This is a genomic window from Halorubrum shenae (genome assembly GCF_051194165.1).
GTDB lineage: Archaea > Halobacteriota > Halobacteria > Halobacteriales > Haloferacaceae > Halorubrum.
On sequence record NZ_JBLZNI010000014.1, the window covers coordinates 30,124 to 52,496 of the forward strand.

A 22,373-nucleotide genomic window follows, 5' to 3' on the forward strand; every position below is an offset into this window, starting at 1 on the left:
CTCGGGGATGTTCGGTCAAAAGTCCACCGTCGTGAGCAGGGAGCGGGGGGATCGCCCGCCGAGGGGCTGGCGAGCCAGCCGCGCCGAACGGAAAGGCCCACGTATCCCGGGGTCGATCGACCGGTATGGGATTCGGGGACACGGCGAAGAAGATCCAGACGCTCGCCGACAGGGCCGAGCGCACGTACCAGAAGATCAACGAGCTCCGCAGCGAGGTCGAGGAGACGCAGACGACCGTGGTCGACACCTCCGAGCGGGTCCAGCGGCTCGAAAACGAGATGGCCGAACAGCGGGCCGTCCTCGACGCGGTCGCGACCGAAGTCGGCGTCGACTTAGAGAGCGTGAGCACCGAGGCGCACATCACCGACGCCGAGGAGGCGGCCGCGGTGAAGGGAGGCGACGCCGGGGACGCCGAAGGCGACCCTGAAGAGCTCGCAGACGACGTCGAGGAGTAGCTGAAACGCTCCGGTCAGTCGTCGTCTTCTCTCCGCTCCTTACTCTCCTCGCTCGCCCGCGAGACCACATCGGCCGGCACGCCGGCGACCGTCGTTTCGGCCGGTACGTCCTCGGCGACGAGCGAGTTGGCGGCGACGCGGGCGCCCTCGCCGATCGTGACGCCCGGGAGGACGACCGCGCCTGCGCCGATCATCGCGCGGTCCTCGACGACCACGTCGCCGAGACGGTACTCGTCTTGGAGAAACTCGTGGCAGAGCAGCGTGGCGTCGTAGCCGACGATGGCATCGTTTCCGACCGTGATCCGCTCGGGCCAGAACACGTCCGGGGTGGACTCCAACCCCCACGAGACGCCGGCGCCGACGGTCACGCCGATCCGGCGCAACAGCCAGTTTTTCAGCCGGAGGCTCGGACAGATCCGGGCCAGTACGATCACGACGTAGTTGCGGACGACCGCGAGCGGCGACTTCGCGTCGGGCCACGACCACAGGGAGTTGCGGGGCCCCGGCGTCGGAAAGCGATCGAGGCCGTTGCTTCGGGGCGGTTCGGTATCGTCGCGCGTCGCGTCCGCGTCGTCGCGTGTCACGTCGCTTCGTTCGGACGGCGGATATAAAAGGGTCGTTGACGGGGCGCGCTACTCGCGCAGCTCCGCCATATGCTCGATCCGGCGCTCAACGAGGTCGGCCGTGCCGATGTCGTGGCGGATGCGGACCCGGTCGCCGGCGGCGGCGAGCGCGTCCTCGGCCTCGGCCTCCGCGGCCGCGATGGAGTCGCCGCGGCCGACGACCGCGAACGACCGGGAGGTCGTGGTGTAGAGCCCGTCGTCGCGCTCGTCGACGCTGGCGTAGTAGAGGAGCGCGTCGCCGACGCTCTCCTCGTCGACCGCGATCTTCGCGCCCGAATCGGGGTCGGTCGGATACCCCTCTGGTACGGCGTACTTGCAGACGGTCGCCTCGCCGGAGAAGGAGAGCTCCGGGAGGTCATCATCGTCGCGTGCCGCCGTGAGCACGTCGAGGAAGGCGGTCTCCAACACCGGGTGCGTGTTCATCGCCTCCGGGTCGCCGAAGCGCGCGTTGAACTCGACGACTTTCGGGCCCTCGGCGGTGAGCATGAACTGGCCGTAGAGAACGCCCTTATAATCGGGGAGCGCGTCGACGACCGCCTCCAACACGTCGACCGCGTCGTCGTAGTCGCCCTCGGCCATGAACGGCAGCGAGAGACCGGTAGCGGTGTACGACCCCATCCCGCCGGTGTTCGGCCCTTCGTCGCCCTCGTAGGCGCGCTTGTGGTCCTGCACCGCGGGCGTCGTGCGGAGCTCGCCGTTCGCGACGAACGCCTGGATCGTGAACTCCTCGCCGACGAGCCGCTCTTCCAACACGACGCGGTCGTAGTCGGAGTCCCGGAGGTACGCTTTGGCCTCCTCGGCAGTCACCTGATCGCCGATCACCTTCACCCCCTTCCCGCCGGTGAGGCCGGCCGGCTTCACCGCGAGGTCGGCGTCGGAGGCGTCGATGTACTCGCAGGCGGCCTCGATGTCGTCGAACACTTCGTAGTCGGGACAGCCGGGGATGTCGGCCTCGTCCATGAACTCGCGCTGGTACGCCTTGTCCGTCTCCAGCCGCGCCTCCTCGGCCTGCGGGCCGAAGGCGTACACGCCGGCCTCGTCAAGCGCGTCGGCGACGCCCGCCGCGAGCGCGGACTCCGGTCCGATAACCGCGAGGTCAGCGTCGACCGCGGTCGCGTAGTCCGCGACGGCCTCGGCGTCGGTCTCCTCGATCGTCTCGAACCCGTCTGCGAGCCGACGGATCCCCGGATTCCGGTTGCTCGCACAGGCGTACAGCGCGCAGTCATCTGCGACGGCGCGGGCGATCGCGTGCTCGCGTCCGCCGCCCCCCACTAGGAGTACGGTTTCCGTCATGTGCGACCGATCACTACACGGTAGTGTAAGCTTTACCCTATATCTGCGCATGGATATACACGATTGTGTGTGTCCTGCCCCACCGACCCTTGTGAGACGGGTTTTTGCCTCGCCGGGTCGAACCGTACGTATGTCACAGCCGACCGAGCGGAACCGCCTCGACGGGGAGGCGAGTCCGTATCTCCAGCAGCACGCCGACAACCCCGTCAACTGGCAGCCGTGGGGCGAGGAGGCCTTCGAGCGCGCCCGCGAACACGACGTGCCGGTGTTCGTCTCGATCGGCTACTCGTCGTGTCACTGGTGTCACGTGATGGCCGAGGAAAGCTTCGAGGACGAGTCGATCGCCGCGGCCCTCAACGAGAAGTTCGTCCCCGTCAAGGTCGACCGCGAGGAGCGACCCGACGTCGACAGCACCTTCATGACCGTCTCACAGCTCGTCACCGGCGGGGGCGGGTGGCCCCTCTCGGCGTGGTGTACGCCGGAGGGCGAGCCGTTCTACGTGGGGACCTACTTCCCGCCCGAACCGCGCCGGAACCAACCGGGGTTCCGCGACCTCTGCGAGCGCATCGCCGACTCGTGGGCGGACCCGGAACAGCGCGAGGAGATGCGGCGGCGCGCCGACCAGTGGGCCACGAGCGCCCGCGACGAGCTCGAGTCGGTGCCGGAGCCAGACACCGCGGGCAACGCCACCAGCGCGGACGCCCCGGGTCCCGACCTCCTGAACGATGCGGCCGCCGCCGCGATCCGCGGGTACGACGACGAGTACGGCGGGTTCGGGAGCGGCGGCGCGAAGTTCCCGATGCCCGGCCGGCTCGATGTCCTGCTCCGGGCGTACGCGCGAAGCGGGCACGACGCCGCCCTCACGGCCGCGACGGGCACCCTCGACGGGATGGCCCACGGCGGGATGTACGACCAGATCGGCGGGGGGTTCCACCGGTACGCGGTCGACCGCCAGTGGACGGTCCCGCACTTCGAGAAGATGTTGTACGACAACGCGGAGCTCCCGATGGCGTATCTCGACGCCTACCGACTCACGGGCGACGCCTCGTACGCCCGCGTCGCGAGCGAGACATTCGGGTTCCTCGACCGCGAACTCCGCCACGACGAGGGCGGATTCTTCAGCACGCTCGACGCCCGGAGCCGACCGCCGGCGAGCCGGCGCGGGGACGCGGGCTCCGACGAGAGTGATGCCGGCGCCGACGAGAGCGACGGCGATGAAGACGACGCCGCCGACGTCGCCGACGTGGAGGGCGCCTTTTACGTCTGGACGCCCGCCGAGGTCGACGCGGTCCTCAACGAGCCCGCGGCGTCGCTCGCGAAAGACCGGTACGGAATCGTATCGGGCGGGAACTTCGAGCGCGGCACGACCGTTCCCACGATCGCGGCGTCGGTCGCGGAGCTCGCCGACGACCACGATATGTCGACCGAGTCGGTTCGAGAGTCCCTGACGGAGGCCCGCGTCGCGCTCTTCGAGGCGCGCGAGTCGCGGCCCCGTCCCGCCCGCGACGAGAAGGTGCTCGCGTCGTGGAACGGCCGGGCGATCTCCGCGTTCGCCGCGGCCGGGCAGGTACTCGGCGAGCCGTACGCCGACATCGCGAGCGACGCGCTCGCGTTCTGCCGCGAGCGCCTGTACGACGAGCAAACCGGGGCACTCGCGCGGCGCTGGCTCGACGGCGACGTGCGCGGGCCGGGGTACCTCGACGACCACGCGTTCCTCGCGCGCGGTGCGCTCGACGCGTACTCGGCCACCGGCGACCCGGAGGCGCTCGGGTTCGCACTCGATCTGGCGAAGACGATCGTCTCGGAGTTTCACGACGCTGATGACGGGACGATATACTTCACCCGAGAGCCGGGCCAGGAGACCGAACAGGGCGACGACACCCTCTTCGCCCGGCCACAGGAGTTCACAGACCGGTCGACCCCGTCGAGCCTCGGCGTGGCGGCTGAGACGCTCGCGCTCCTCGACGGGTTCCGGACCGACCGCGAGTTCGCGGAGATCGCAGAACGGGTCGTGACGACCCACGCGGACCGAATCCGCGCGAGCCCGCTGGAGCACGTCTCGCTGGTGCGCGCCGCCGACCGCGTCGCATCCGGCGGGATCGAGGTGACGGTCGCCGCCGACGCGGTGCCGGACGCGTGGCGCGAAACGCTCGGAGAGCGCTACCTGCCGGGCGCGCTCGTCGCCCCGCGCCCGCCGACCGGAGACGGACTCGCGGAGTGGCTCGACCGGCTCGACATGGCGGACGCGCCGCCGATCTGGGCCGACCGCGACGCGGTCGACGGCGAGCCGACCGCCTACGTCTGTGAGGGGCGTACCTGCTCGCCGCCGGAGACCGACCTCGACGCGGCGCTGGAGTGGCTGGCGGCGCGCCGCAGATCGGAGTAGCGTCGCCGGAACGTCCGTCGTTCGAGCGGGAGACGGCACGTTTTACGCGCCTCGGTTCGGAGGCCGACCATGGAGCGGCACAATCTCCTCTATCGCTTATACGACGAGTTCGACGCGGAGACCCTCCGGGAGTACCAGTCGCTCGTGGACCTGTTCCCGCCGGTCGACTCGCGGGTAGCGCTGGAACACTGGGAGGACGCAGGCGAGGAACTTGAGCGGCTGAAACGCGAGATTCGGGAGGCCCTACCCGCGGGCGCCACCTTCGCGGAGGTCGCGGCCTACGCCGACCGCGAGGCGGCGTTCACCGCGCTCGACCTCCACGCGCGCTACGACCGCGCCGTCAACGCCCTCGTGTTGGACGTCGACGAGACGCTCCGGTCCGCGGGCGGCACGGACAACGAGATCCCCCGCGAGACGCTCCACATGCTGACGGAGCTGCACGACGCCGGCGTGCCGGTCGTCATCTGTACGGGCCAGACGCTGGAGAACGTGAAGGGGTTCATGATCCAGGGGCTCGGCAACGAAATCGTCCACTCGGGGAACTTCTCGATCGTCTACGAGTCCGGCAACGGCGTGTTCACGCCGGGGCACGGCTCGCACACGAAGCGCCTGCTGTACGAGGACCTCGACGAGCCGGTCCGCGGGACCTTCGACGCGGTGCGGTCGCGCGTGCTCCCCGACGCGCCCGAGAACGTCCGTCGCGGCTGTCACCTTCAAGGCAACGAGTTCAACGTCACTCTGAAGCCGAACTTCGAGACCGGCGGCGCGGACGCCGAGGTCGTGATCGACGATGGCCTCGTCCACCTGATCGGCCTGCTCGGCGAGGTGATCGTCGATCGGGTGTCGGACGGTCTCGACGTCGGCGATATCGACCTCGCCGCCCGCGGCGCCGCGTGGGCGCGCGCCCACTACGCGGCGGCCGACCCCGAGATCGGGGAGGTGATCGAGGCGACCGCGGTCGACGACCCAGCCGAAGCCGGAGAGATTCCGGAACCGGTCGCCGCGCTGTTCGACCGGATAGACGTCGGCTACTACCACGCTGACGCCGCGGAGATCACCTCGCTGGAGCTGGACAAGGTCGCGGGCGTCGAGGCGGCGCTCGACGTGCTCGACGTGCGGGACCCGTTCCTGCTGGTGATGGGCGATAGCAAGTCCGACCTCCGCGTGATGGAGTGGGTCGCCGAGCACGAGGCGGGAATCGCCGCGGCCCCGGAACACGCCTCCGCGGACGTGCTCTCGCACGTGCTCGACCGGGACGAGCTGGTGTTCGCGCGGGGACAGTCCGCGACGATGCTCCGGACCGTCTACGTCCTCAACCTACTGGCTCGAGTCGAGTAAGCCGCGGCGTAATTATATATCCGCGTCACGATCACACTTCCATGCACGATTTTGTCGTCGTGGGAGCGGGGCCGCCGGGGTCGCGGTTCGCCCGGCGCGCGGCCGAGAGCGGCCACGACGTCGTCGCCTTCGAGAAGGGGTCGATCGGGACCCCGCTGGCCTGCTCGGGACACGTCTCCGACGACGTGTGGGGGTACGTCCCGGACGAGGCCCGCGAGGAACTCCTCCAGAACCGGGTGTACGGCGCGCGCTTCCACGTCGGCGGGCCGGACTCACATGCCTACCCGTTTTATAAATCCGAGCCCGTCTCGAACGTGATCGACCGCGTCGGGCTCGACCGCACGCTCGCCGACTGCGCACGCGAGGCCGGCGCCGACGTGCGGGAGAACCACACGGTCGTCGGCGTCGACGAGCGCCCGGACCGGGTCGTCGTCGAGGTTCGGACGCCCGCGGGCGAGGTGGAGACCGTCGAGGCGCGGATGGTCGCCGGCTGCGACGGCCCGACCTCTCGCGTTCGGCGGTCGCTCGATCTCCCGGAGCCGGACGAACTGCTCCACGGGGTGCTCGCGTTCGACGACGCGCCCGACGACGGCGACCTCGTCGACGTCCACCTCACCGCCCCGACGTTCTTCGCGTGGCGGATCCCTCGCGGCGACGCGGGAGTCGAGTACGGGCTCGCCGCGCCGCCGAGCGACGACGTGTCCGCGATGTTCGACCGACTCACCGACGCCTACGACGTGACGACGGACCGGTTCTGTTCAGGGGCCATCCCCGTCGGCCCGCCGGAGCGGGTGACGACCGACCGGGCGTTTCTCATCGGCGACGCCGCCGCCCAGACCAAGCCGTTCACCGGTGGCGGAATTCTCTACGGAATGACCGCGGCGGACGTGGCTGCCGAGACGATCGACCCGAGAACCCCGGCGACGCTCACCGACTACGAGTCGGGGTGGCGGGACGCGATCGGCACCGAGATCCGGCTCGGCTCGGCGATCCGTCGGTGTTACTCCCTCCCCGAGCCGGTCCAGCGGGCCGGGCTGTGGGCGCTGTCGGGCGAGATCGGCGTCCACATGGATCGACCGACCTCCTTCTTCTCGCCGGGGCACCTCAAAAAGCTGCTCTCGCGGAGCGACCCCGCGGACGCGCCGCGATAATCAGTGGCCGCGGGGGGAACTACTCCTCGACGATGTCCGCGAACGAGACGTTCTCCCGGACGCTCGTGATCTCGACGGTCGGCTCGTCGCCCGGTGCGGAGTCCGGAACGATGACGACGTAGCCGCGCTCGATCTTCGCGATCCCGTCGCCCTTGTCGCCGAGCGTCTCGATCGTCACCTCACGCACGTCGCCCTCGGAGACGGGTGGACCGGAGGCTCCGGTGTTGCCGGCCGGTCCCGCTGTCGTCGACGCGGGGCTCCCGCCGGCGCCGTTACCGGCGACGGGTCGGTCCGTGACGCTGTCAGACGCCGCGGGTGGTGACTCCTCCTCGGTCGGTTGATCGCGCTGTATCAGTGCGATGCGGTACGTTTCGCCGGAGGTGACCCCTCCGTGTTCGATCTCGGACGACGGAATCGTGACGACGTGGTCTCCGTCGCGCTCCTCGACTTCTCCAGTGAACAGGCACGCGAGCGACTCGGTAATCTCGACCATAAGACAGATACAGCGTACCCGAATGAAAAACTCCCTATCTGCGGGCGACCGAAACTCGGTCCCCTCGATCCTTTTGAAGACGCCGATCCACGCTTGAGCGCGGCGGATTCAGGGTCGCTTCAGCGCGCCCTCGGCGTCGAAGAGGCTGTGGCTGTCCTTGGGCTCTCCGGGGTGCTCGCGGGCCGCGTCTGCATCGAACTCGACGCCGAGGCCGGCCTTGTCCGGCACTTCGATTGTCCCGTCTTCGACCTCGAAGTCGTGTTTCACGATCTCGTCGCCCCACGGCACGTCGCGGCTCATGTGTTCGAGCACTTCGAGGTTCTCGATGCCCGCACAGAGGTGGAGGCCGGCGGCCGTCGAGACGCCCGCGTTGGGGTTGTGCGGGGCGAACGTCATGTAGCGGGATTTCGCCATCTCGGCGGCGTGTTGAAGCTCGGCGAGGCTCCCGTAGTTGGTGAGGTCCGGTTGGATGATGTCACACGCCTGCTTCCGGATCAGGTCCTCCATCGTGGCGTTATTATAAATACGCTCCCCGGTCGCGACGGGCATGTTCACCTTGTCGTTCACGTCGGCCATGACCTCGCGATCCTCTAACTCGACCGGCTCTTCGAGGAACATGATGTCGTACTCTTCGAGGGCGTTCGCGACCTCGATGGCCCCACGCCGCGAGAAGCGTCCGTGGCAGTCGAGCGCGATACCCACGTCCCAGCCGACGGCGTCGCGGACGGCTTCGAGGAGCTCGGCGACCTCGTCGATCTGGGCGTTCGTGAGCGAGTACTCGTAGTGCGCGAAGGGGTCGCACTTTAACGCGGGGTACTCCTGCTCGTGGACCGCCTTCTTCGCGTGGTGCGCGTAGTTCTCGGGGGTGCGCTCGCCGATGTGCCACCCGTTGGCGTACACCGGGATCTCGTCGTGGACCTTCCCGCCGAGCAGCTTCCAGACCGGTTCGTCGTAGTGCTTCCCGGCGATGTCCCACAGCGCGATGTCGAACGCGGAGGCGACCGCGTTGATGAGCTTCCCGCCACGCCACGCGAACGGATACCGCGTCAGGCGGCGGTTGATCTGCTTGCGGTTCAGCGGGTCCTCGCCGATGAGGTAGTGTTTGTGCGACTCAGCGGTCGCCTCCAGCGCCGCCGTCAGTCCCTCGCCACTGAGCGCCTCGCCGACGCCCGTGATCCCCTCGTCCGTCTTGACTTGGACAAAGAACCAGTTGCGCCAGTCGGCGTCGACGACGAACGTCTCGACCTCGGTTATCTCCATATGCGAATTTTTACTCGAAATGTAATACCATTTTCGGAGTATCCGGTAGAAAAGCGGAAATGGGTGGGATAGAAACGACGAGTGATGCCACGAAACTACGAGTCGCTCCACGACCCGAACGCGGAGTACACAATGCGAGAACTCTCCGCCGAGACGATGGGGACAACGGGCTCGCGCGGCGGCGGGCGCGATGTCGAGATTACGGACGTGCAGACGACGATGGTCGACGGGAACTTCCCCTGGACCCTAGTCCGGGTGTACACGGACGCGGGTGTCGTCGGCACCGGAGAGGCCTACTGGGGCGCCGGCGTGCCGGAACTCATCGAGCGCATGAAGCCGTTCGTGATCGGCGAGAACCCGCTCGATATCGATCGGCTGTACGAACACCTCATCCAGAAGATGTCCGGCGAGGGCTCCATTGAGGGAGTCACCGTCACCGCGATCTCCGGGATCGAGGTGGCGTTACATGACGTGGCGGGTAAAATCCTCGACGTGCCCGCTTACCAGCTGCTCGGTGGCAAGTACCGCGACAAGATGCGCGTCTACTGCGACTGCCACACCGAGGAGGAGGCAGACCCGGAGGCGTGCGCCGACGAGGCCGAGCGCGTCGTCGACGACCTCGGCTACGACGCGTTAAAGTTCGACCTCGACGTGCCGAGCGGTTTCGAGAAGGACCGCGCGAACCGCCACCTGCGTCCCGGCGAGATACGGCATAAAGCGGAGATCGTCGAGAAAGTCACCGAGCGCGTGAAAGACAAGGCCGACGTCGCCTTCGACTGCCACTGGACGTTCTCGGGCGGCTCCGCACAACGCCTCGCGGACGCCATCGAGGAGTACGACGTGTGGTGGCTCGAAGACCCCGTGCCGCCGGAGAACCTCGAAGTGCAGGAGGAAGTGACGAAGAACACGGTCACGCCCATCGCGGTCGGCGAGAACCGCTACCGCGTCACGGAGCTGCGCCGACTCATCGAGAATCAGGCGGTCGACATCGTCGCGCCCGATCTGCCGAAGGTCGGCGGGATGCGCGAGACCCGCAAGATCGCGGACGTGGCGAACCAGTACTACGTGCCGGTTGCGATGCACAACGTCGCGTCACCGATCGCGACGATGGCGGCGACCCACGTCGGCGCCGCGATCCCGAACTCGCTCGCGATCGAGTACCATTCCTACGAGCTCGGGTGGTGGGAAGACCTCGTTGAGGAGGATGTCATCGAGGACGGCTACATCGAGGTGCCCGAGAAACCGGGGATCGGTCTCACGCTCGACATGGACACCGTCGAAGAACACATGGTCGAAGGCGAGACGCTCTTCGACGAAGCGTAGGCCGGAGTCAGGCTCACAGCACGGAGCCGTTTATCAGCGGTCGTCGTCGACGACGCGGTTCATTTTAAGCAGTAGTGGGAGCCACGCAAACTTTCAATTTGGCGGACGGACCGGTTGTCGCGGAGGGCGGCGAGTTCCACGGGGAGCCCGCAGAGCGAGTGGAACTGCGCTTCCAACCTGCCTTTAAATATGTCGAGAGCGTAGGGGAACGCGAAACAGTGCAGGCAGCACACAACGCCGTGTACGCCGCCCACGACCTCCCGCTATGACCGGGAGCAAGGGGCAGCCAACCGACGGAGACACCGGATCGGTCCCTCGAGAGCGGCGCGCGGTCGTCGCCAAGCGCGTCGAGTCCGGATCGGCGGAGTTGAGCGAGATCACCCAGCTCGCGGCCGCCGCGGGCTACGACGTGGTCGGCGAACTGACCCAGACCCGCACCGAGGACGCCGCGTTCATGTTCGGGAAGGGGAAGGTCGCGGAGCTCCGCGATCTGGTCCGCCGGACCGACGCCACCGCCGTGGTTATCGACAACGACGTGGGGCCGTACCAGACGTTCAACATCGGCGGCGAGCTCCCCGAAGGCGTCGAGGTGATCGACCGGTTCGCGCTCATCCTCGAGATCTTCGGCCAGCGCGCCAACACCCGGAAGGCGCAGCTCCAAGTCGAACTCGCCGGGCTGCGGTACGAGCTCCCGCGCGCCGAGGCGAAGGCGAGCCTCGCGAAGCGCGACGAGCGCCCGGGGTTCATGGGGCTCGGCGAGTACGACGAGAGCGTCGAGCGCGACATCAAACGCCAGATCTCAGAGATCCAAGACGAGCTGGAGTCGATCGCGGCCAAAGAGGAGGCGCGCCGCGAGCAGCGCCGCGACTCCGGGTTCGATCTGGTCGCGCTCGCGGGCTACACCAACGCCGGTAAGTCAACGCTGATGCGCCAGCTCGCGGCCGAGATCGACGTCGACGAGAACGCCGAGCGTCACCCCGACCTCGACACGACCGCCGAGTCGCAGGACATGTTGTTTACCACCCTCGGGACGACCACCCGTCGGGCCGAGATGGAGAAGCGCGACGTCCTCCTCACCGACACGGTCGGGTTCATCGCGGATCTCCCCCACTGGCTCGTCGAGTCGTTCGAGTCGACGCTCGACTCGGTGTACCGCGCCGACCTCGTGTTGCTCGTCGTCGACGCCAGCGAGCCGGTCGAGGAGATGCGCGAGAAGCTCGTCACGAGCCACGACACCCTTTATGAACGCAACGAGGCCCCGATCGTTACCGTGTTCAACAAGGTCGACCGGCTGGCGCCGGGCGAGCTGGCGGACAAGCGCGCTGCGCTCTCGGGAGTCGCGCCGGAGCCCGTCGCGGTCTCGGCGAAGACCGGCGCGGGCGTCGCGGAGCTTCGCGACCGCGTCGAGGCGGAGCTACCCGACTGGGAGCGCGAGCGGCTCGTCCTCCCGCTCTCCGACGACGCGATGAGCCTCGTCTCGTGGATCCACGACCACGGCCACGTCGAGGAGGAGACGTACGCGGACGACCAGGTCGCGCTCGACTTCGAGGCGAAGCCGTCGATCGTCGCGCGAGCCCGATCGAAGGCGACCGGGCTCGCGCCCGCGGAGTCGACGTAAGCTCTCTTCCCGCACGCCGGAGTTTCGGACAAAGTATACATTCCTTCGATTGCGAAGTAGTCTCATGGATAACGCCGGAGTCGACGGCCGGCAGACGGGCTGGGCCGCCGGCGACGAGATCGTCGAGCCGCCCGCTGCGTTCAGCGATGGGGCCGTCGCGAGCGACCCGGAGATATACGAGGCGTTTGCCGAGGAGGGGCCCGAGGCGTGGCGCCGCGCCGCCGACTTACTCGACTGGGAGCGCCCCTACGAGACGGTGCTGGACGACGGCGACCCGCCCTTTTACGAGTGGTTCCCGGACGGGCGGCTCAACGCCGCGGCCAACTGCGTCGACCGCCACCTCGACGAGCGCCGGAACCAGCTCGCGATCCGGTGGTTCGGCAAGCGCGGCGAGCGCCGGTCGTACACCTACTTGGACCTCCACCGCGAGGTGAACGCGTTCGCGGCAGGGCTCCGCGATCTGGGTGTCGAGGAGGACGACGTGGTGACGCTGTACCTCCCGATGGTCCCGGAGCTTCCCGTCGCGATGCTCGCGTGTGCCCGGATCGGCGCGCCCCACAACGTCGTCTTCGCGGGGCTGTCGGCGGAGGCGCTCGCGACCCGGATCGACGCCGCCGACTCGGAGTTCCTCGTCACCTGCGACGGCTACTACCGCCGGGAGGACGCGTTCAACCAGAAGTCGAAGGCGGATAACGCCCGGCTCCGGGCTGACAGCGATCTGTCGGCGACGGTGGTCGTCGACCGCCTCGGCGACGCGCTCGACGTGTCCCTCGGCGACGACGAACACGAGTACGAGGCGATCGTCGACGCACACGACGGTGAGACCGTCGAGCCGGTCGCTCGCGACGCCACCGACCTCCTCTTCGTGATGTACACCTCCGGGACCACGGGGCGCCCGAAGGGCGTCGAGCACGCGACCGGCGGGTATCTCGCGCACGTCACGTGGACCACCCGGAACGTGCTCGACGTGCGCCCGGACGACACCTACTGGTGTGCGGCCGACATCGGCTGGATCACGGGCCACTCCTACGGCGTGTACGGCCCGTTGTCCGTCGGAACCACGAGCGTGCTCTACGAGGGGTCGCCCGACTACCCCGATCGCGACCGCGTGTGGGACCTGATCGAGCGCAACGCCGTCAGCGTCTTCTACACCTCCCCGACCGCTATCCGCTCCTTTATGAAGTGGGGCGCGGAGTACCCCGACGCCCACGACCTCTCGGCGATCCGCTTGTTGGGCACCGTCGGCGAATCGATCACGCCGAAGGCGTGGCGCTGGTACCGCGAGCACGTCGGCGGCGGCGAGGCGCCGGTCGTCGACACGTGGTGGCAGACCGAGACGGGCGCCATCTCCCTCGCGACGCTCCCGGGAATCACGCCCATGAAGCCCGGAAAGGTCGGTCCGCCGCTGCCGGGGATCGACGCGCGCGTCGTTGACGAAGACGGCGAGCCGGTCGATCCCGGCGAACCGGGCTACCTCACGGTCGCCGCCCCGTGGCCCGGGATGCTCCGCGGACTCCGCGAGGGGGACGAGCGGTACCGCCGGGAGTACTGGCTGGAGACGGAAGACGGCTGGCGGTACCGCACCGGCGACGGCGCCACCGTCGACGAAGACGGCTACGTGTCGATCCTCGGCCGCGTCGACGACGTGATCAACGTCCGGACCCACCGGTTCAACACCGCCGAACTGGAGTCGGTGATCGTTGGGGTCGACGGCGTTACCGAGGCAGCGGTCGTCGGCGACGACGACGGACGGATCGTCGCGTACGTGACGACTCGGGGCGACGTGGACCCCGACGAACCCCTCCGCGACGTGATCGGCGAGCGGTTGGCCCGGTCGGTCGGCGACGTGGCCCGTCCCGACCGGATCGTGTTCACCCCGGACCTCCCGAAAACACGGTCCGGGAAGATCATGCGCCGCCTGCTGGAGGACATCGCGCGCGGCGACGAGTTCGGCGACGTGAGCGCCCTCCGAAACCCCGAGGTCGTCGGCGAGATCGAGTCGGCGGTCCGCGAGGAGTGACTGAGTTCGCCGTTTGGTACTCGTGTTCCCGACCACCGCTATTTCGGATAGACAAATAGGAACGAAACAATTTCAGCGGCTCATCGATAGATAGTCGGGGAGTAGGCGAGACGAGAAACGGTATCCGGTAGAAACCCTCTCATACGGCCGTCTCAGGGGAAAGATTTACTTCGCATTTCTGTGTAGATACGAAACACATGGTCGAGGGACTGAGCGCCGACGCGTACGACGCGCTCGTGACCGCGGCGGAGACGTACCGCGCCGCCCTGGTCGTCCGCTTCGGCGGCGAGGCCGGGCTCCGGACCGGAGAGATACCGCGCGTCGCCCCGCATCACCTCAGCGAAACGGACGGCGACGCGGACCTCTCACTCCTCGCGGTCCCGTCGGAAGGCACAGAAGCGGGGGACGAGCCGGCCGACGGTTCCGAGTCGGAGACTCCGCCGCGAGACCGCCGCGAGATCGACCGCGAGACGGCCATTCCGGCGTCGTTAGCGGCGGAACTGCGGCGGTACGCGGAGAGCGCCGATCTCGGCGAGTCGGAACCGTTCGTCGACGTATCGCCCCGTCGCGTCCAAATGATCGTGAGCGAGACCGCGGAGCGCGCGGCGGCGCGATCCGACGGCCTCGTCGATCCCGACGTGACCCCGAGAGTTCTCCGGCGGACCTTCGCGCGGCGGCTTCTCGCCGACCGCGGCGTCGACCCCCACGCCGTCCGCGAGGCCGGTGGCTGGGAGACGATGGCGACGCTCGACGACTACCTCGGGCCGCTCGACGGGGACGCGATCGTCGAGGCGCTCGCCGGCGACCGGACCGGGTCGTCGGGCGGACCGGAGCACGGGTCGGGGCCCGCGGTTCTCGGCGGGTTCGAAGCGCTCGCCGACGGCGACGATCGATCGACGCCGCTCGCGACGGTCCCCGACGGCGTGGTCGCGTCCGACCGCTGGGCCGAGGCGTGGGTCGTTCGCGGGACGAGGGACCGGAACCGCGTCGAGATCGCGGGCGCGGCCGGCGTCGACCGAGAGACGCTCGTCGATCGCGGCGTCAGCGCCGACGGTCCGTGGCGAGACGCGGTCGAAGCGGGGGAGCCGGTCCCGACCGAGGGATCGCCCGCGACCGCGGGTCGACCGGCGATCGCGGTCCCCCTTCGGTACCGGGACGTGACGCACGGCGCGCTGTGTGTGGTCGCTGGCGGGGAGCCACCCGCTACTCCCGTCTCGTCGGTCGAACGGAGGGAGATCGCGGCGCTCGGTCGGTGCCTCGGATGGGCGGTGACCGCGGGGCGCTGGCGTGACCTGCTCCACTCCGACGCCGTGACTAAGGTGGAGTTTCACACCGGCGACGAGGGGGCGTTTCTCGCCCGCGCGAGCGCGGCGCTCGGCTGCCGACTCGAGCTGGCCTCGACGGTTGCCGTCGACGACGACGCCTCCCGCTTTTACCTCTCCGTTGAGGGGACGCATCCGCAGGCGTTGGCCGACGCGGTCGCGGGCGCGTCCGGAGTCTCTGACCTCCGCGTGATCGAGACCCGCGAGGACGGCTGCGACGTGTCCGCACGCGTCGAGGGCGGGTCCGCGGTCCGGACGCTCACCGAGCACGGCGCAACCGTTCGCGACGCGACCGCGGAGAACGGAACGGTCCGCGTCGTCGCAGACCTCCCGGGTGGCGCCGACGTCCGCCCCGTCGCCGACGGGTTCCGGGCCGCGTTCGCCGACGCGCGGCTCGCGAGCAAGGAGTCGGTGCCGCGGTCGCCCCGGAACGAGGATTCGCTGCGGGAAGGGGTCACAGACCGGTTCACCGACCGGCAGTGGGCCGCGCTGTCGGCCGCGTACCACGGCGGGTACTTCGACTGGCCGCGGGGGAGCACCGCCGAGGAAGTCGCCGACGCCATGGACGTCTCGTCGCCGACGCTCCACAACCACCTCCGGAAGGCCCAGCGCACGCTGCTCGACGAGCTCTTCGAGGACGGACCGCGAGCCCGACGCGTCGAGCGAGGGTGAATCGGCCCTGAGCGACCGGAACGCTCCGAGTCCCCCCGGATCTATCACGATTTTTCGTATTTAGCGCCAGCGTTTATATGGTGAGATTGGATGGGTATGCTCGTACCATGACAGAGGGAGACGGTCAACTGGAAGCGAGATTGGCAGAACAGGAGGTGTTCGAGCCGCCGGAGTCGTTCGTCGAGCAGGCGAACGTCTCGGATCCCGGCGTCTACGACGAGTTCGACGAGAACTGGCCGGGGTGCTGGGAGGCGGCCGCCGACCTGCTCGACTGGGAGACGGAGTACGACCAGGTGCTCGACGACAGCAACCCGCCCTTCTACGAGTGGTTCACCGGCGGCGAGCTGAACGCGTCGGCCAACTGCCTCGACCGACACCTCGATGACCGCGGCGACGAAGCCGCTATCGAGTGGGTCGGCGAGCCCGTCGACGAGGACGACCGCACGTACACGTACGAAGAGCTTCACCGCGAGGTGAACGAGTTCGCGGCCGCGCTCCGCGAGCAGGGCGTCGAGGAGGACGACGTGGTGACGATGTACATGCCGATGATTCCGGAGCTGCCGATCGCGATGCTGGCGTGCGCCCGCATCGGCGCGCCCCACAGCGTCGTTTTCGCCGGGTTCTCGGCGGACGCGCTCGCGACGCGGATGAACTCCGCTGACTCGGAGTTCCTCGTCACCTGCGACGGCTACTACCGGCGCGGCGACCCCCTCGACCACCTCGACAAGGCGAACCAGGGGCTCGCCGGCGTCGAGCACGACACGACCACGGTCGTCGTCGACCGGCTCGGTCCGAACGGCGACGACTTCGATCACGACCTCGGCGACGACCAACTCGACTACGACGACCTCGTCGCGGACCACGAGGGCGCCGAAGTCGAGCCGGTCACGCGCGACGCCGAGGACATGCTGTTCTTAATGTACACCTCCGGAACGACCGGACAGCCGAAAGGCGTGAAACACACCACCGGCGGCTACCTCTCGTGGGTGTCGTGGACCTCGCAGTCGGTCCTCGACATTAAGCCGGATGACACGTACTTCTGTTCGGCCGACATCGGCTGGATCACGGGGCACTCCTACATCGTCTACGGGCCGCTCGCGCTCGGGACGACGACTATGATGTACGAGGGGACGCCGGACCACCCGGAGCGCGACCGCCTCTGGGAGATCGTCGACGAGTACGACGCGACCCAGCTGTACACCGCGCCGACCGCGATCCGCGCGTTCATGAAGTGGGGCGAGAAGTTCCCCGACCGCCACGACCTCTCCTCGCTGCGGCTGCTCGGCACGGTCGGCGAGCCGATCAACCCCCGCGCGTGGAAGTGGTACTACCAGCACATCGGAGACAAGGAGTGCCCGATCGTCGACACGTGGTGGCAAACCGAGACCGGCGGCATGATGATCACGACGCTGCCCGGGATCAAGGACATGAAGCCGGGCGCCGCGGGGCCGCCGCTACCGGGCCTCGACGTACAGATTCTCGACACGCTCGGTGACGAGGTAGAGCCCGGAAAGGCCGGCTACCTCACCGTCCAAAAGCCGTGGCCCGGGATGCTCCGGACGCTGTACAAGAACGACGAGCGCTACATCGACGAGTACTGGGCGGAGTACTCCGACACCGACAGCGACGACCCCGAGGACTGGGTGTACTTCCCGGAGGACGGGGCGAAGATCGACGACGACGGCTACATCACCGTGCTCGGGCGCGTCGACGACGTGCTCAACGTCTCGGGCCACCGGCTCGGGACGATGGAGATCGAGTCCGCCATCGTCGGCGTCGAGGGCGTCGCCGAGGCGGCCGTCGTCGGCGGCAACCACGACATCAAAGGCGAGGCCGTCTACACGTACGTGACCACCGAGGACGGGTACGAGGGCAACGACGAGCTGCGTGACGCGATCATCGCGGGCGTCGAGGACGCGATCGGCCCGATCGCCCGCCCGGAACAGGTCGTGTTCACCCCTGACCTGCCGAAGACGCGGTCGGGGAAGATCATGCGTCGCTTACTCGAAAACATCGCAGACGGGAAGGAGCTGGGTAACACCAGCACCCTCCGGAACCCGGAGATCGTCGAAGAGATCCAGCAGAAGGCCGAAGACGAGTAGCCGGCCGACGGCTCCGTTTTCCAGGTGACAAACAAGAGACGACGCGTGCGACACCGCGAATAAATATCACGATAAAATCGGATAAACACACCACAATGATGCACACCACAACACATGACAGATAATAGCATGCACAATACTGACGACGCGGCGACCGATGGGGGCCGCGCAGCGAACGACGCGGCGACCGATGGGGGCCGCGCAGCGAACGATGCGGCGACCGATGGGGGCCGCGCAACCGACGACGCGGCGACCGACGGGGGAGTCGCCGCGAGCGCCGCACAGCAGCACAGTAACACTGACTACCTCACCGAAGAGGTGAACCTGCTAAAACCGAGCACCGCGTACATGCGGGATCACCTCAGAATCGTCTGGACCGGGTTCATCGTTTGGGCACTGATCGTCTTCGGCCCGGTCACGATGACGATGCTCTCGCCGGGCGTGATGACGACGACGATGCCGGTGCTCGGGTTCCCCTGGCATTACTTCTTAGTCGCCTTCGGCGCGCCGACGGGGGCGCTGATCTTGGCGGCCGTCTACGCTCGCCAACGCGACAAGTTAGACGATAAGTACGGCATCAACCACAGCACGGCGGCTGAGCCAGACGGCTCCGGTACCGCAGCCGACGGAGGGCAGCAGGAATGACGATCCCGTTGCAAGCCGAGGCGCTCGACATATCCTTTAAACTCCTGCCGGCGATCATCGTCTTCCTGATGATGGCCTCGTTCCTCGTTATCGGCTTCGTCTTCAAGGTGGCTGACACCGAGGGCATGTGGGTCGCGGGCCGGGGCATCGGCAACATCGAGAACGGGATGGCCATCGGCGCCAACTGGATGTCTGCCGCCTCGTACCTCGGCCTCGCAGGGCTGGTCGCGCTCGCTGGCTTCTACGGGCTCGCGTTCATCGTCGGTTGGACGACCGGCTACTTCGTCCTGCTCATCTTCCTCGCGGCGCAGATGCGCCGGTTCGGGAAGTACACTGCCCCGGACTTCGTCGCGGACCGATTCAACTCTCCGATGGCACGCGCGCTGGCCGCGTTCACCACGCTGCTCATCGCGTACGTCTACTCCGTGGGCCAAGCTCGCGGGATGGGGCTGGTCGGTCAGTACGTGTTCGGACTCGACATCATCCCGATGATCATCGTGATGATGACCATCACCGTCGGCTACCTCGCGCTCTCGGGGATGCTGGGCGCGACGAAGAACATGGCCGTCCAGTACGTCATCCTCATCGTCGCGTTCCTCGCGGGCGTCTACGTTGTCGGCTTCTCACAGGGATACTCGACCGTGCTCCCGCAGATCGAGTACGGCGCCCTGTTCAGCGAGCTCGGGCGCCAGTTCAGCGAGCCGTTCATCGGCGGAAACAGCTACTACCTGTGGGTGGCGACGGCGTTCTCACTCATCGTCGGCACGTGCGGCCTCCCGCACGTTCTGGTCCGGTTCTACACCGTCGAAAGCGAGCGGACCGCCCGCTGGTCTACCGTGTGGGGGCTGTTCTTCATCCTCCTCCTGTACTGGGCCGCGCCGGCGATGGCGGCGTTCGGCGTCGACCTCTTCGCCGCCGTGAACGGCATCTCGTCCGAAGCGGTCTTCAGCGGCGAGCAGGCGATGTCCGGCGCGGAGGGCGACGTCATCGTCGTGCTGGCCGCGCAGTTCGCCCAGTTGCCGACGTGGTTCGTCGGATTGGTCGCCGCCGGTGCGATGGCGGCCGCGATCGCGACGACGGCGGGGCTGTTCATCACCGCCTCCTCCGCCGTCGCCCACGACATCTACGCCGAGCTCATCAACCCCGACGCGACGCAGCGGCAGCAGGTGCTCATCGGCCGGGCGACCATCGTCGCCATCGGCGTCCTCGTCACGGTGACCGCGTTCAACCCACCGGCGCTCATCGGCGAGCTCGTCGCCTACGCGTTCTCGCTCGCGGGCGTTGTCCTGTTCCCGATGTTCTTCCTCGGGTTGTGGTGGGAGAACACCAACCGGCAGGGGGCGCTGGCAGGGATGACCGTCGGCCTGCTGCTCTGGTTCACCTCGATCATCAACAGTGTCCTGCCGGCGTACGTCGGCTTCCTCGCCGACATCGCCGGCGGCTCCGGACAGGCGCTCGTCCCGATCTACGCCCAATACGTTCCGCCGATTGGCGCCGCCTTGGTCGGGACGCCGCTCGTGTTCCTCGTCACCATCGCCGTCTCGATGGCGACCCCGGAACCCCCGCTGGAGACCAAGCGGATGGTGCGCCAGTGTCACAGCCCCGAACCGATGGGCCAACAGCAGAGCGCCGAAGACGTCGTCGCCGACGGCGGTGAAGAGGTGGCGACAGATGGCGGCCGCGCAGCGGACGACGGTACCGCACCGACTACCGACGACGAATCTACGGAGGAGCGATAATGTACGAACGCATCCTCGTCCCCACGGACGGCAGCGAGGTCGCCGAATCGGCTGTTAATCACGCGCTCGACCTCGCGGAGAAGTACGACGCGGAGGTCCACGCGCTGTACGTGGTCGACATCGACTCGGTCAACCTCAGCCTCGGCACCGAGCAGGTCGACCGCCTGAAGCAGGGCCGGTTCAACGAGATGGAGGAGGTGAAAGAGAAGGCCGACGAGGCGACCGGCACCGTCGCCGATCGCGGCGCGGAACGCGGTGTCGACATCGTGGAACACATCTCCGGCGGCCGCCCGCACAAGGTGATCGCCGACTACGCCGACGACCACGAGGTCGACCTGATCGTGATGGGGAGCCACGGGCGCGCGGGCGTCCGCCGAGCGCTCCTCGGGAGCGTCACCGAGCGGACGCTGCGCTCGACCCACGTCCCGGTCCTCGTCGTCGACTACATGGAGGAAGACTGAGACGGACGGGGCCGCCTCGATCTCACGTTCGCCGCGAACAGTTCGTTCGACTACGCCGAGACGCCTTCCTTCCGCCGTGACACGCGCGACGAACGGGTCGACCGCGAGCGGTGTCGCGTCCGGAACACCGACGTACACGGCAGCCAACTCTCACCGTATGACCCACTCTGACAGCACGGACCCGACCGACACCGACCCGGAGAGCCTCGCCGATCGCCTCCGCACACACGTCAGCGAGAACCGAGGCGGGATGCTCTCCGACCTCGTGTTCGCGATCGTGTGGGTGACCGGCGTCTCCCTGCTGTACGACTTCGCGTTCGCGAACTCGCCGCAGTGGGTGCTGTACATGTTCATGCTCGCCGGGATCCCCGCGTACTTCGGGTTTTTCATCTCACTGGAGATCGCGAAAAAGGGGCAGTGAGCAGCCGGGTCGTTCAGCTTCCGATCGCTCGGATATCGTCCACGTCGAGCAGCGACTCGGCGGGGTCGAGCGCAGTCCGGTAGGTCGCCCGCGCCACCGTGTCGACGGCGAGCGGGCGGCGCTCGCCGAGCCGGTCGGCGATCGGCGGCACGGACGCGATCAGCCGGAACAGCTCGTCGACCGCCCTCGGGAAGTGCGACTGGCCGGAGCCGTACACCGGGCCGGGGCGGAGCGTGACCGCGTCGACTGCGAGGTCCGCGATCGCGGTCTCCGCGCGGCGCTTCGCCGTGAGGTAGGCGTTCCGGACGCCGGGCGGCCTCACCGACGCCGAGAGGAAGACGAAGGTCCCGACGCCGGCGCGCTCGGCCTCGAGCGCGGTGAGGATCGCCGCGTCTCCGTTGACACGCTCGAAGGTCGTCCCCGCGGCGGGCGACTCGGTGATCGTCCCGACCGCGTGGACGACCGCGTCGACGCCGTCGAGGCGGTTCCGCCACGTGTCGGGCCGGAAGAGGTCGGCACTGGTCCAAGACACTTTCTCGGCCCACGGCGCGTCGATCGAGGGTCGACCGCCCCGAGAGACGCTCCGGACCTCGTTGCCGTCGCGGACGGCGAGCCGGCACACCTCGCGACCGATGAACCCGCTACCGCCGACGACGAGGAGGGTGGTCATACACGGTCATCGTGGCCGAGCGTCCTTGGCGTTTCGGTCGCACGACGGGTTGGGTGACACAATCGACAGACCGCTGCCAATACCACCTCTGGAGGCTCAAATCGGGACTTTAAGCGGGCACACAACACTTATGAGCCAGTCGGGAGTGGCTCTAGACGCGATGGCGACAGGCAAGGTTGACTTCTTCAACGACACTGGCGGCTACGGATTCATCGAGACTGACGAGGCTGACGAGGACGTGTTCTTCCACATGGAAGACGTCGGCGGCCCGGATCTCGAGGAGGGACAGGAGGTAGAGTTCGAGATCGAGGAGGCCGATAAGGGGCCGCGCGCGACGAACCTCACCCGGCTGTAATCCTCGGCTTCGACGCCCTCGGATAG

General features: G+C 68.0%; 19 protein-coding genes and 1 pseudogene. 15 read left to right on the top strand and 5 right to left on the bottom strand.

Translation table 11 applies throughout. The features are described 5' to 3' along the window. Positions 1-125: 125 nt before the first annotated feature. On the top strand, positions 126-455 hold the full coding sequence (locus tag ACNS88_RS13925; protein WP_435098891.1) for a DUF5798 family protein: 330 nt from the start codon (positions 126-128) through the stop codon (positions 453-455). Between the two features lie 14 nt (positions 456-469). On the opposite strand, the gene ACNS88_RS13930 is transcribed toward ACNS88_RS13925, so the two are convergent. Then, positions 470-1,039: an acyltransferase gene (locus tag ACNS88_RS13930; RefSeq protein WP_435098893.1), complete on the bottom strand. Its 570-nt coding sequence runs from the start codon at positions 1,037-1,039 to the stop codon at positions 470-472. A gap of 48 nt (positions 1,040-1,087) precedes the next feature. Further along, complete coding sequence (purD, locus tag ACNS88_RS13935) at positions 1,088-2,371, bottom strand: phosphoribosylamine--glycine ligase (protein WP_435098895.1); 1,284 nt, start codon at positions 2,369-2,371, stop codon at positions 1,088-1,090. Between the two features lie 130 nt (positions 2,372-2,501). Between purD and ACNS88_RS13940 the strand changes: the two genes are divergently transcribed. The 3 genes from ACNS88_RS13940 (at position 2,502) to ACNS88_RS13950 (ending at position 7,246) form a co-directional block, all read left to right on the top strand. Then, a complete protein-coding gene (locus tag ACNS88_RS13940) occupies positions 2,502-4,757 on the top strand; it encodes a thioredoxin domain-containing protein (protein WP_435098897.1) in 2,256 nt (751 codons plus the stop codon). A 69-nt stretch (positions 4,758-4,826) separates the two neighbouring features. Further along, a complete protein-coding gene (locus ACNS88_RS13945; protein WP_435098899.1) occupies positions 4,827-6,095 on the top strand; it encodes an HAD hydrolase family protein in 1,269 nt (422 codons plus the stop codon). Between the two features lie 41 nt (positions 6,096-6,136). Continuing rightward, positions 6,137-7,246 carry a geranylgeranyl reductase family protein gene (locus tag ACNS88_RS13950; RefSeq protein ID WP_435098901.1) on the top strand — a complete coding sequence of 370 codons (1,110 nt, stop codon included), beginning with the start codon at positions 6,137-6,139 and terminating at the stop codon, positions 7,244-7,246. Between the two features lie 19 nt (positions 7,247-7,265). Here the strand turns inward: ACNS88_RS13950 and ACNS88_RS13955 are convergent, their stop codons facing one another. Continuing rightward, positions 7,266-7,739 (bottom strand): TRAM domain-containing protein, encoded by a 474-nt coding sequence (locus ACNS88_RS13955; RefSeq protein WP_435098903.1) that lies wholly within the window; start codon positions 7,737-7,739, stop codon positions 7,266-7,268. Positions 7,740-7,847: 108 nt separating this feature from the next. Then, positions 7,848-8,999, bottom strand: coding sequence for a mandelate racemase/muconate lactonizing enzyme family protein (locus ACNS88_RS13960; protein WP_435098905.1), 1,152 nt, complete (start codon positions 8,997-8,999; stop codon positions 7,848-7,850). An 84-nt stretch (positions 9,000-9,083) separates the two neighbouring features. Between ACNS88_RS13960 and ACNS88_RS13965 the strand changes: the two genes are divergently transcribed. The 10 genes and pseudogenes from ACNS88_RS13965 (at position 9,084) to ACNS88_RS14010 (ending at position 21,322) form a co-directional block, all read left to right on the top strand. Continuing rightward, the gene (locus ACNS88_RS13965; RefSeq protein WP_435098907.1) at positions 9,084-10,322 is read left to right on the top strand and encodes a mandelate racemase/muconate lactonizing enzyme family protein; all 1,239 of its coding nucleotides are present in this window, start codon (positions 9,084-9,086) and stop codon (positions 10,320-10,322) included. A gap of 107 nt (positions 10,323-10,429) precedes the next feature. Beyond that, positions 10,430-10,591, top strand: a pseudogene (locus ACNS88_RS13970) (DUF2209 family protein); the annotation flags it as partial. Next, positions 10,588-11,940 carry a GTPase HflX gene (gene hflX, locus ACNS88_RS13975; protein ID WP_435098909.1) on the top strand — a complete coding sequence of 451 codons (1,353 nt, stop codon included), beginning with the start codon at positions 10,588-10,590 and terminating at the stop codon, positions 11,938-11,940. The pseudogene ACNS88_RS13970 and the gene hflX, both read left to right, overlap by 4 nt. Positions 11,941-12,004: 64 nt before the next feature. Continuing rightward, positions 12,005-13,960 carry an acetate--CoA ligase gene (gene acs / locus ACNS88_RS13980; RefSeq protein WP_435098911.1) on the top strand — a complete coding sequence of 652 codons (1,956 nt, stop codon included), beginning with the start codon at positions 12,005-12,007 and terminating at the stop codon, positions 13,958-13,960. A gap of 197 nt (positions 13,961-14,157) precedes the next feature. Beyond that, positions 14,158-15,954: a bacterio-opsin activator domain-containing protein gene (locus tag ACNS88_RS13985; RefSeq protein ID WP_435098913.1), complete on the top strand. Its 1,797-nt coding sequence runs from the start codon at positions 14,158-14,160 to the stop codon at positions 15,952-15,954. A gap of 107 nt (positions 15,955-16,061) precedes the next feature. Then, positions 16,062-18,056, top strand: coding sequence for an acetate--CoA ligase (acs, locus tag ACNS88_RS13990; RefSeq protein ID WP_435098915.1), 1,995 nt, complete (start codon positions 16,062-16,064; stop codon positions 18,054-18,056). Between the two features lie 114 nt (positions 18,057-18,170). Continuing rightward, on the top strand, positions 18,171-18,701 hold the full coding sequence (locus ACNS88_RS13995) for a DUF4212 domain-containing protein (RefSeq protein WP_435098917.1): 531 nt from the start codon (positions 18,171-18,173) through the stop codon (positions 18,699-18,701). After that, the gene (locus ACNS88_RS14000) at positions 18,698-20,440 is read left to right on the top strand and encodes a VC_2705 family sodium/solute symporter (RefSeq protein ID WP_435098919.1); all 1,743 of its coding nucleotides are present in this window, start codon (positions 18,698-18,700) and stop codon (positions 20,438-20,440) included. The genes ACNS88_RS13995 and ACNS88_RS14000 overlap by 4 nt, the downstream gene beginning before the upstream one ends. Then, a complete protein-coding gene (locus ACNS88_RS14005) occupies positions 20,440-20,901 on the top strand; it encodes a universal stress protein (protein WP_435098921.1) in 462 nt (153 codons plus the stop codon). Before ACNS88_RS14000 ends, ACNS88_RS14005 begins: the two co-directional genes overlap by 1 nt. 157 nt (positions 20,902-21,058) lie before the next feature. Next, entirely contained in the window at positions 21,059-21,322 is a 264-nt protein-coding gene (locus ACNS88_RS14010) for a DUF8119 family protein (protein ID WP_435098923.1), read from the top strand. A 13-nt stretch (positions 21,323-21,335) separates the two neighbouring features. Here ACNS88_RS14010 and ACNS88_RS14015 read toward each other — a convergent pair whose 3' ends face one another. Continuing rightward, the gene (locus tag ACNS88_RS14015; protein ID WP_435098925.1) at positions 21,336-21,992 is read right to left on the bottom strand and encodes an SDR family oxidoreductase; all 657 of its coding nucleotides are present in this window, start codon (positions 21,990-21,992) and stop codon (positions 21,336-21,338) included. Positions 21,993-22,152: 160 nt separating this feature from the next. Here ACNS88_RS14015 and ACNS88_RS14020 point away from each other — a divergent pair, with 160 nt between their 5' ends. Further along, the gene (locus ACNS88_RS14020) at positions 22,153-22,347 is read left to right on the top strand and encodes a cold-shock protein (RefSeq protein ID WP_092565973.1); all 195 of its coding nucleotides are present in this window, start codon (positions 22,153-22,155) and stop codon (positions 22,345-22,347) included. The last annotated feature ends 26 nt before the right edge of the window (positions 22,348-22,373 follow it).

Excerpts from the sequence above, each read along its gene's own strand:
- ACNS88_RS13925 (WP_435098891.1), top strand. The coding sequence starts at position 126 with ATGGGATTCGGGGACACGGCGAAGAAGATCCAGACGCTCGCCGACAGG.
- purD (WP_435098895.1), bottom strand. The coding sequence starts at position 2,371 with ATGACGGAAACCGTACTCCTAGTGGGGGGCGGCGGACGCGAGCACGCG.
- ACNS88_RS13940 (WP_435098897.1), top strand. The coding sequence starts at position 2,502 with ATGTCACAGCCGACCGAGCGGAACCGCCTCGACGGGGAGGCGAGTCCG.
- ACNS88_RS13945 (WP_435098899.1), top strand. The coding sequence starts at position 4,827 with ATGGAGCGGCACAATCTCCTCTATCGCTTATACGACGAGTTCGACGCG.
- ACNS88_RS13950 (WP_435098901.1), top strand. The coding sequence starts at position 6,137 with ATGCACGATTTTGTCGTCGTGGGAGCGGGGCCGCCGGGGTCGCGGTTC.
- ACNS88_RS13955 (WP_435098903.1), bottom strand. The coding sequence starts at position 7,739 with ATGGTCGAGATTACCGAGTCGCTCGCGTGCCTGTTCACTGGAGAAGTC.
- ACNS88_RS13960 (WP_435098905.1), bottom strand. The coding sequence starts at position 8,999 with ATGGAGATAACCGAGGTCGAGACGTTCGTCGTCGACGCCGACTGGCGC.
- ACNS88_RS13965 (WP_435098907.1), top strand. The coding sequence starts at position 9,084 with ATGCCACGAAACTACGAGTCGCTCCACGACCCGAACGCGGAGTACACA.
- hflX (WP_435098909.1), top strand. The coding sequence starts at position 10,588 with ATGACCGGGAGCAAGGGGCAGCCAACCGACGGAGACACCGGATCGGTC.
- acs (WP_435098911.1), top strand. The coding sequence starts at position 12,005 with ATGGATAACGCCGGAGTCGACGGCCGGCAGACGGGCTGGGCCGCCGGC.
- ACNS88_RS13985 (WP_435098913.1), top strand. The coding sequence starts at position 14,158 with ATGGTCGAGGGACTGAGCGCCGACGCGTACGACGCGCTCGTGACCGCG.
- acs (WP_435098915.1), top strand. The coding sequence starts at position 16,062 with ATGACAGAGGGAGACGGTCAACTGGAAGCGAGATTGGCAGAACAGGAG.
- ACNS88_RS13995 (WP_435098917.1), top strand. The coding sequence starts at position 18,171 with ATGACAGATAATAGCATGCACAATACTGACGACGCGGCGACCGATGGG.
- ACNS88_RS14000 (WP_435098919.1), top strand. The coding sequence starts at position 18,698 with ATGACGATCCCGTTGCAAGCCGAGGCGCTCGACATATCCTTTAAACTC.
- ACNS88_RS14005 (WP_435098921.1), top strand. The coding sequence starts at position 20,440 with ATGTACGAACGCATCCTCGTCCCCACGGACGGCAGCGAGGTCGCCGAA.
- ACNS88_RS14010 (WP_435098923.1), top strand. The coding sequence starts at position 21,059 with ATGACCCACTCTGACAGCACGGACCCGACCGACACCGACCCGGAGAGC.
- ACNS88_RS14015 (WP_435098925.1), bottom strand. The coding sequence starts at position 21,992 with ATGACCACCCTCCTCGTCGTCGGCGGTAGCGGGTTCATCGGTCGCGAG.
- ACNS88_RS14020 (WP_092565973.1), top strand. The coding sequence starts at position 22,153 with ATGGCGACAGGCAAGGTTGACTTCTTCAACGACACTGGCGGCTACGGA.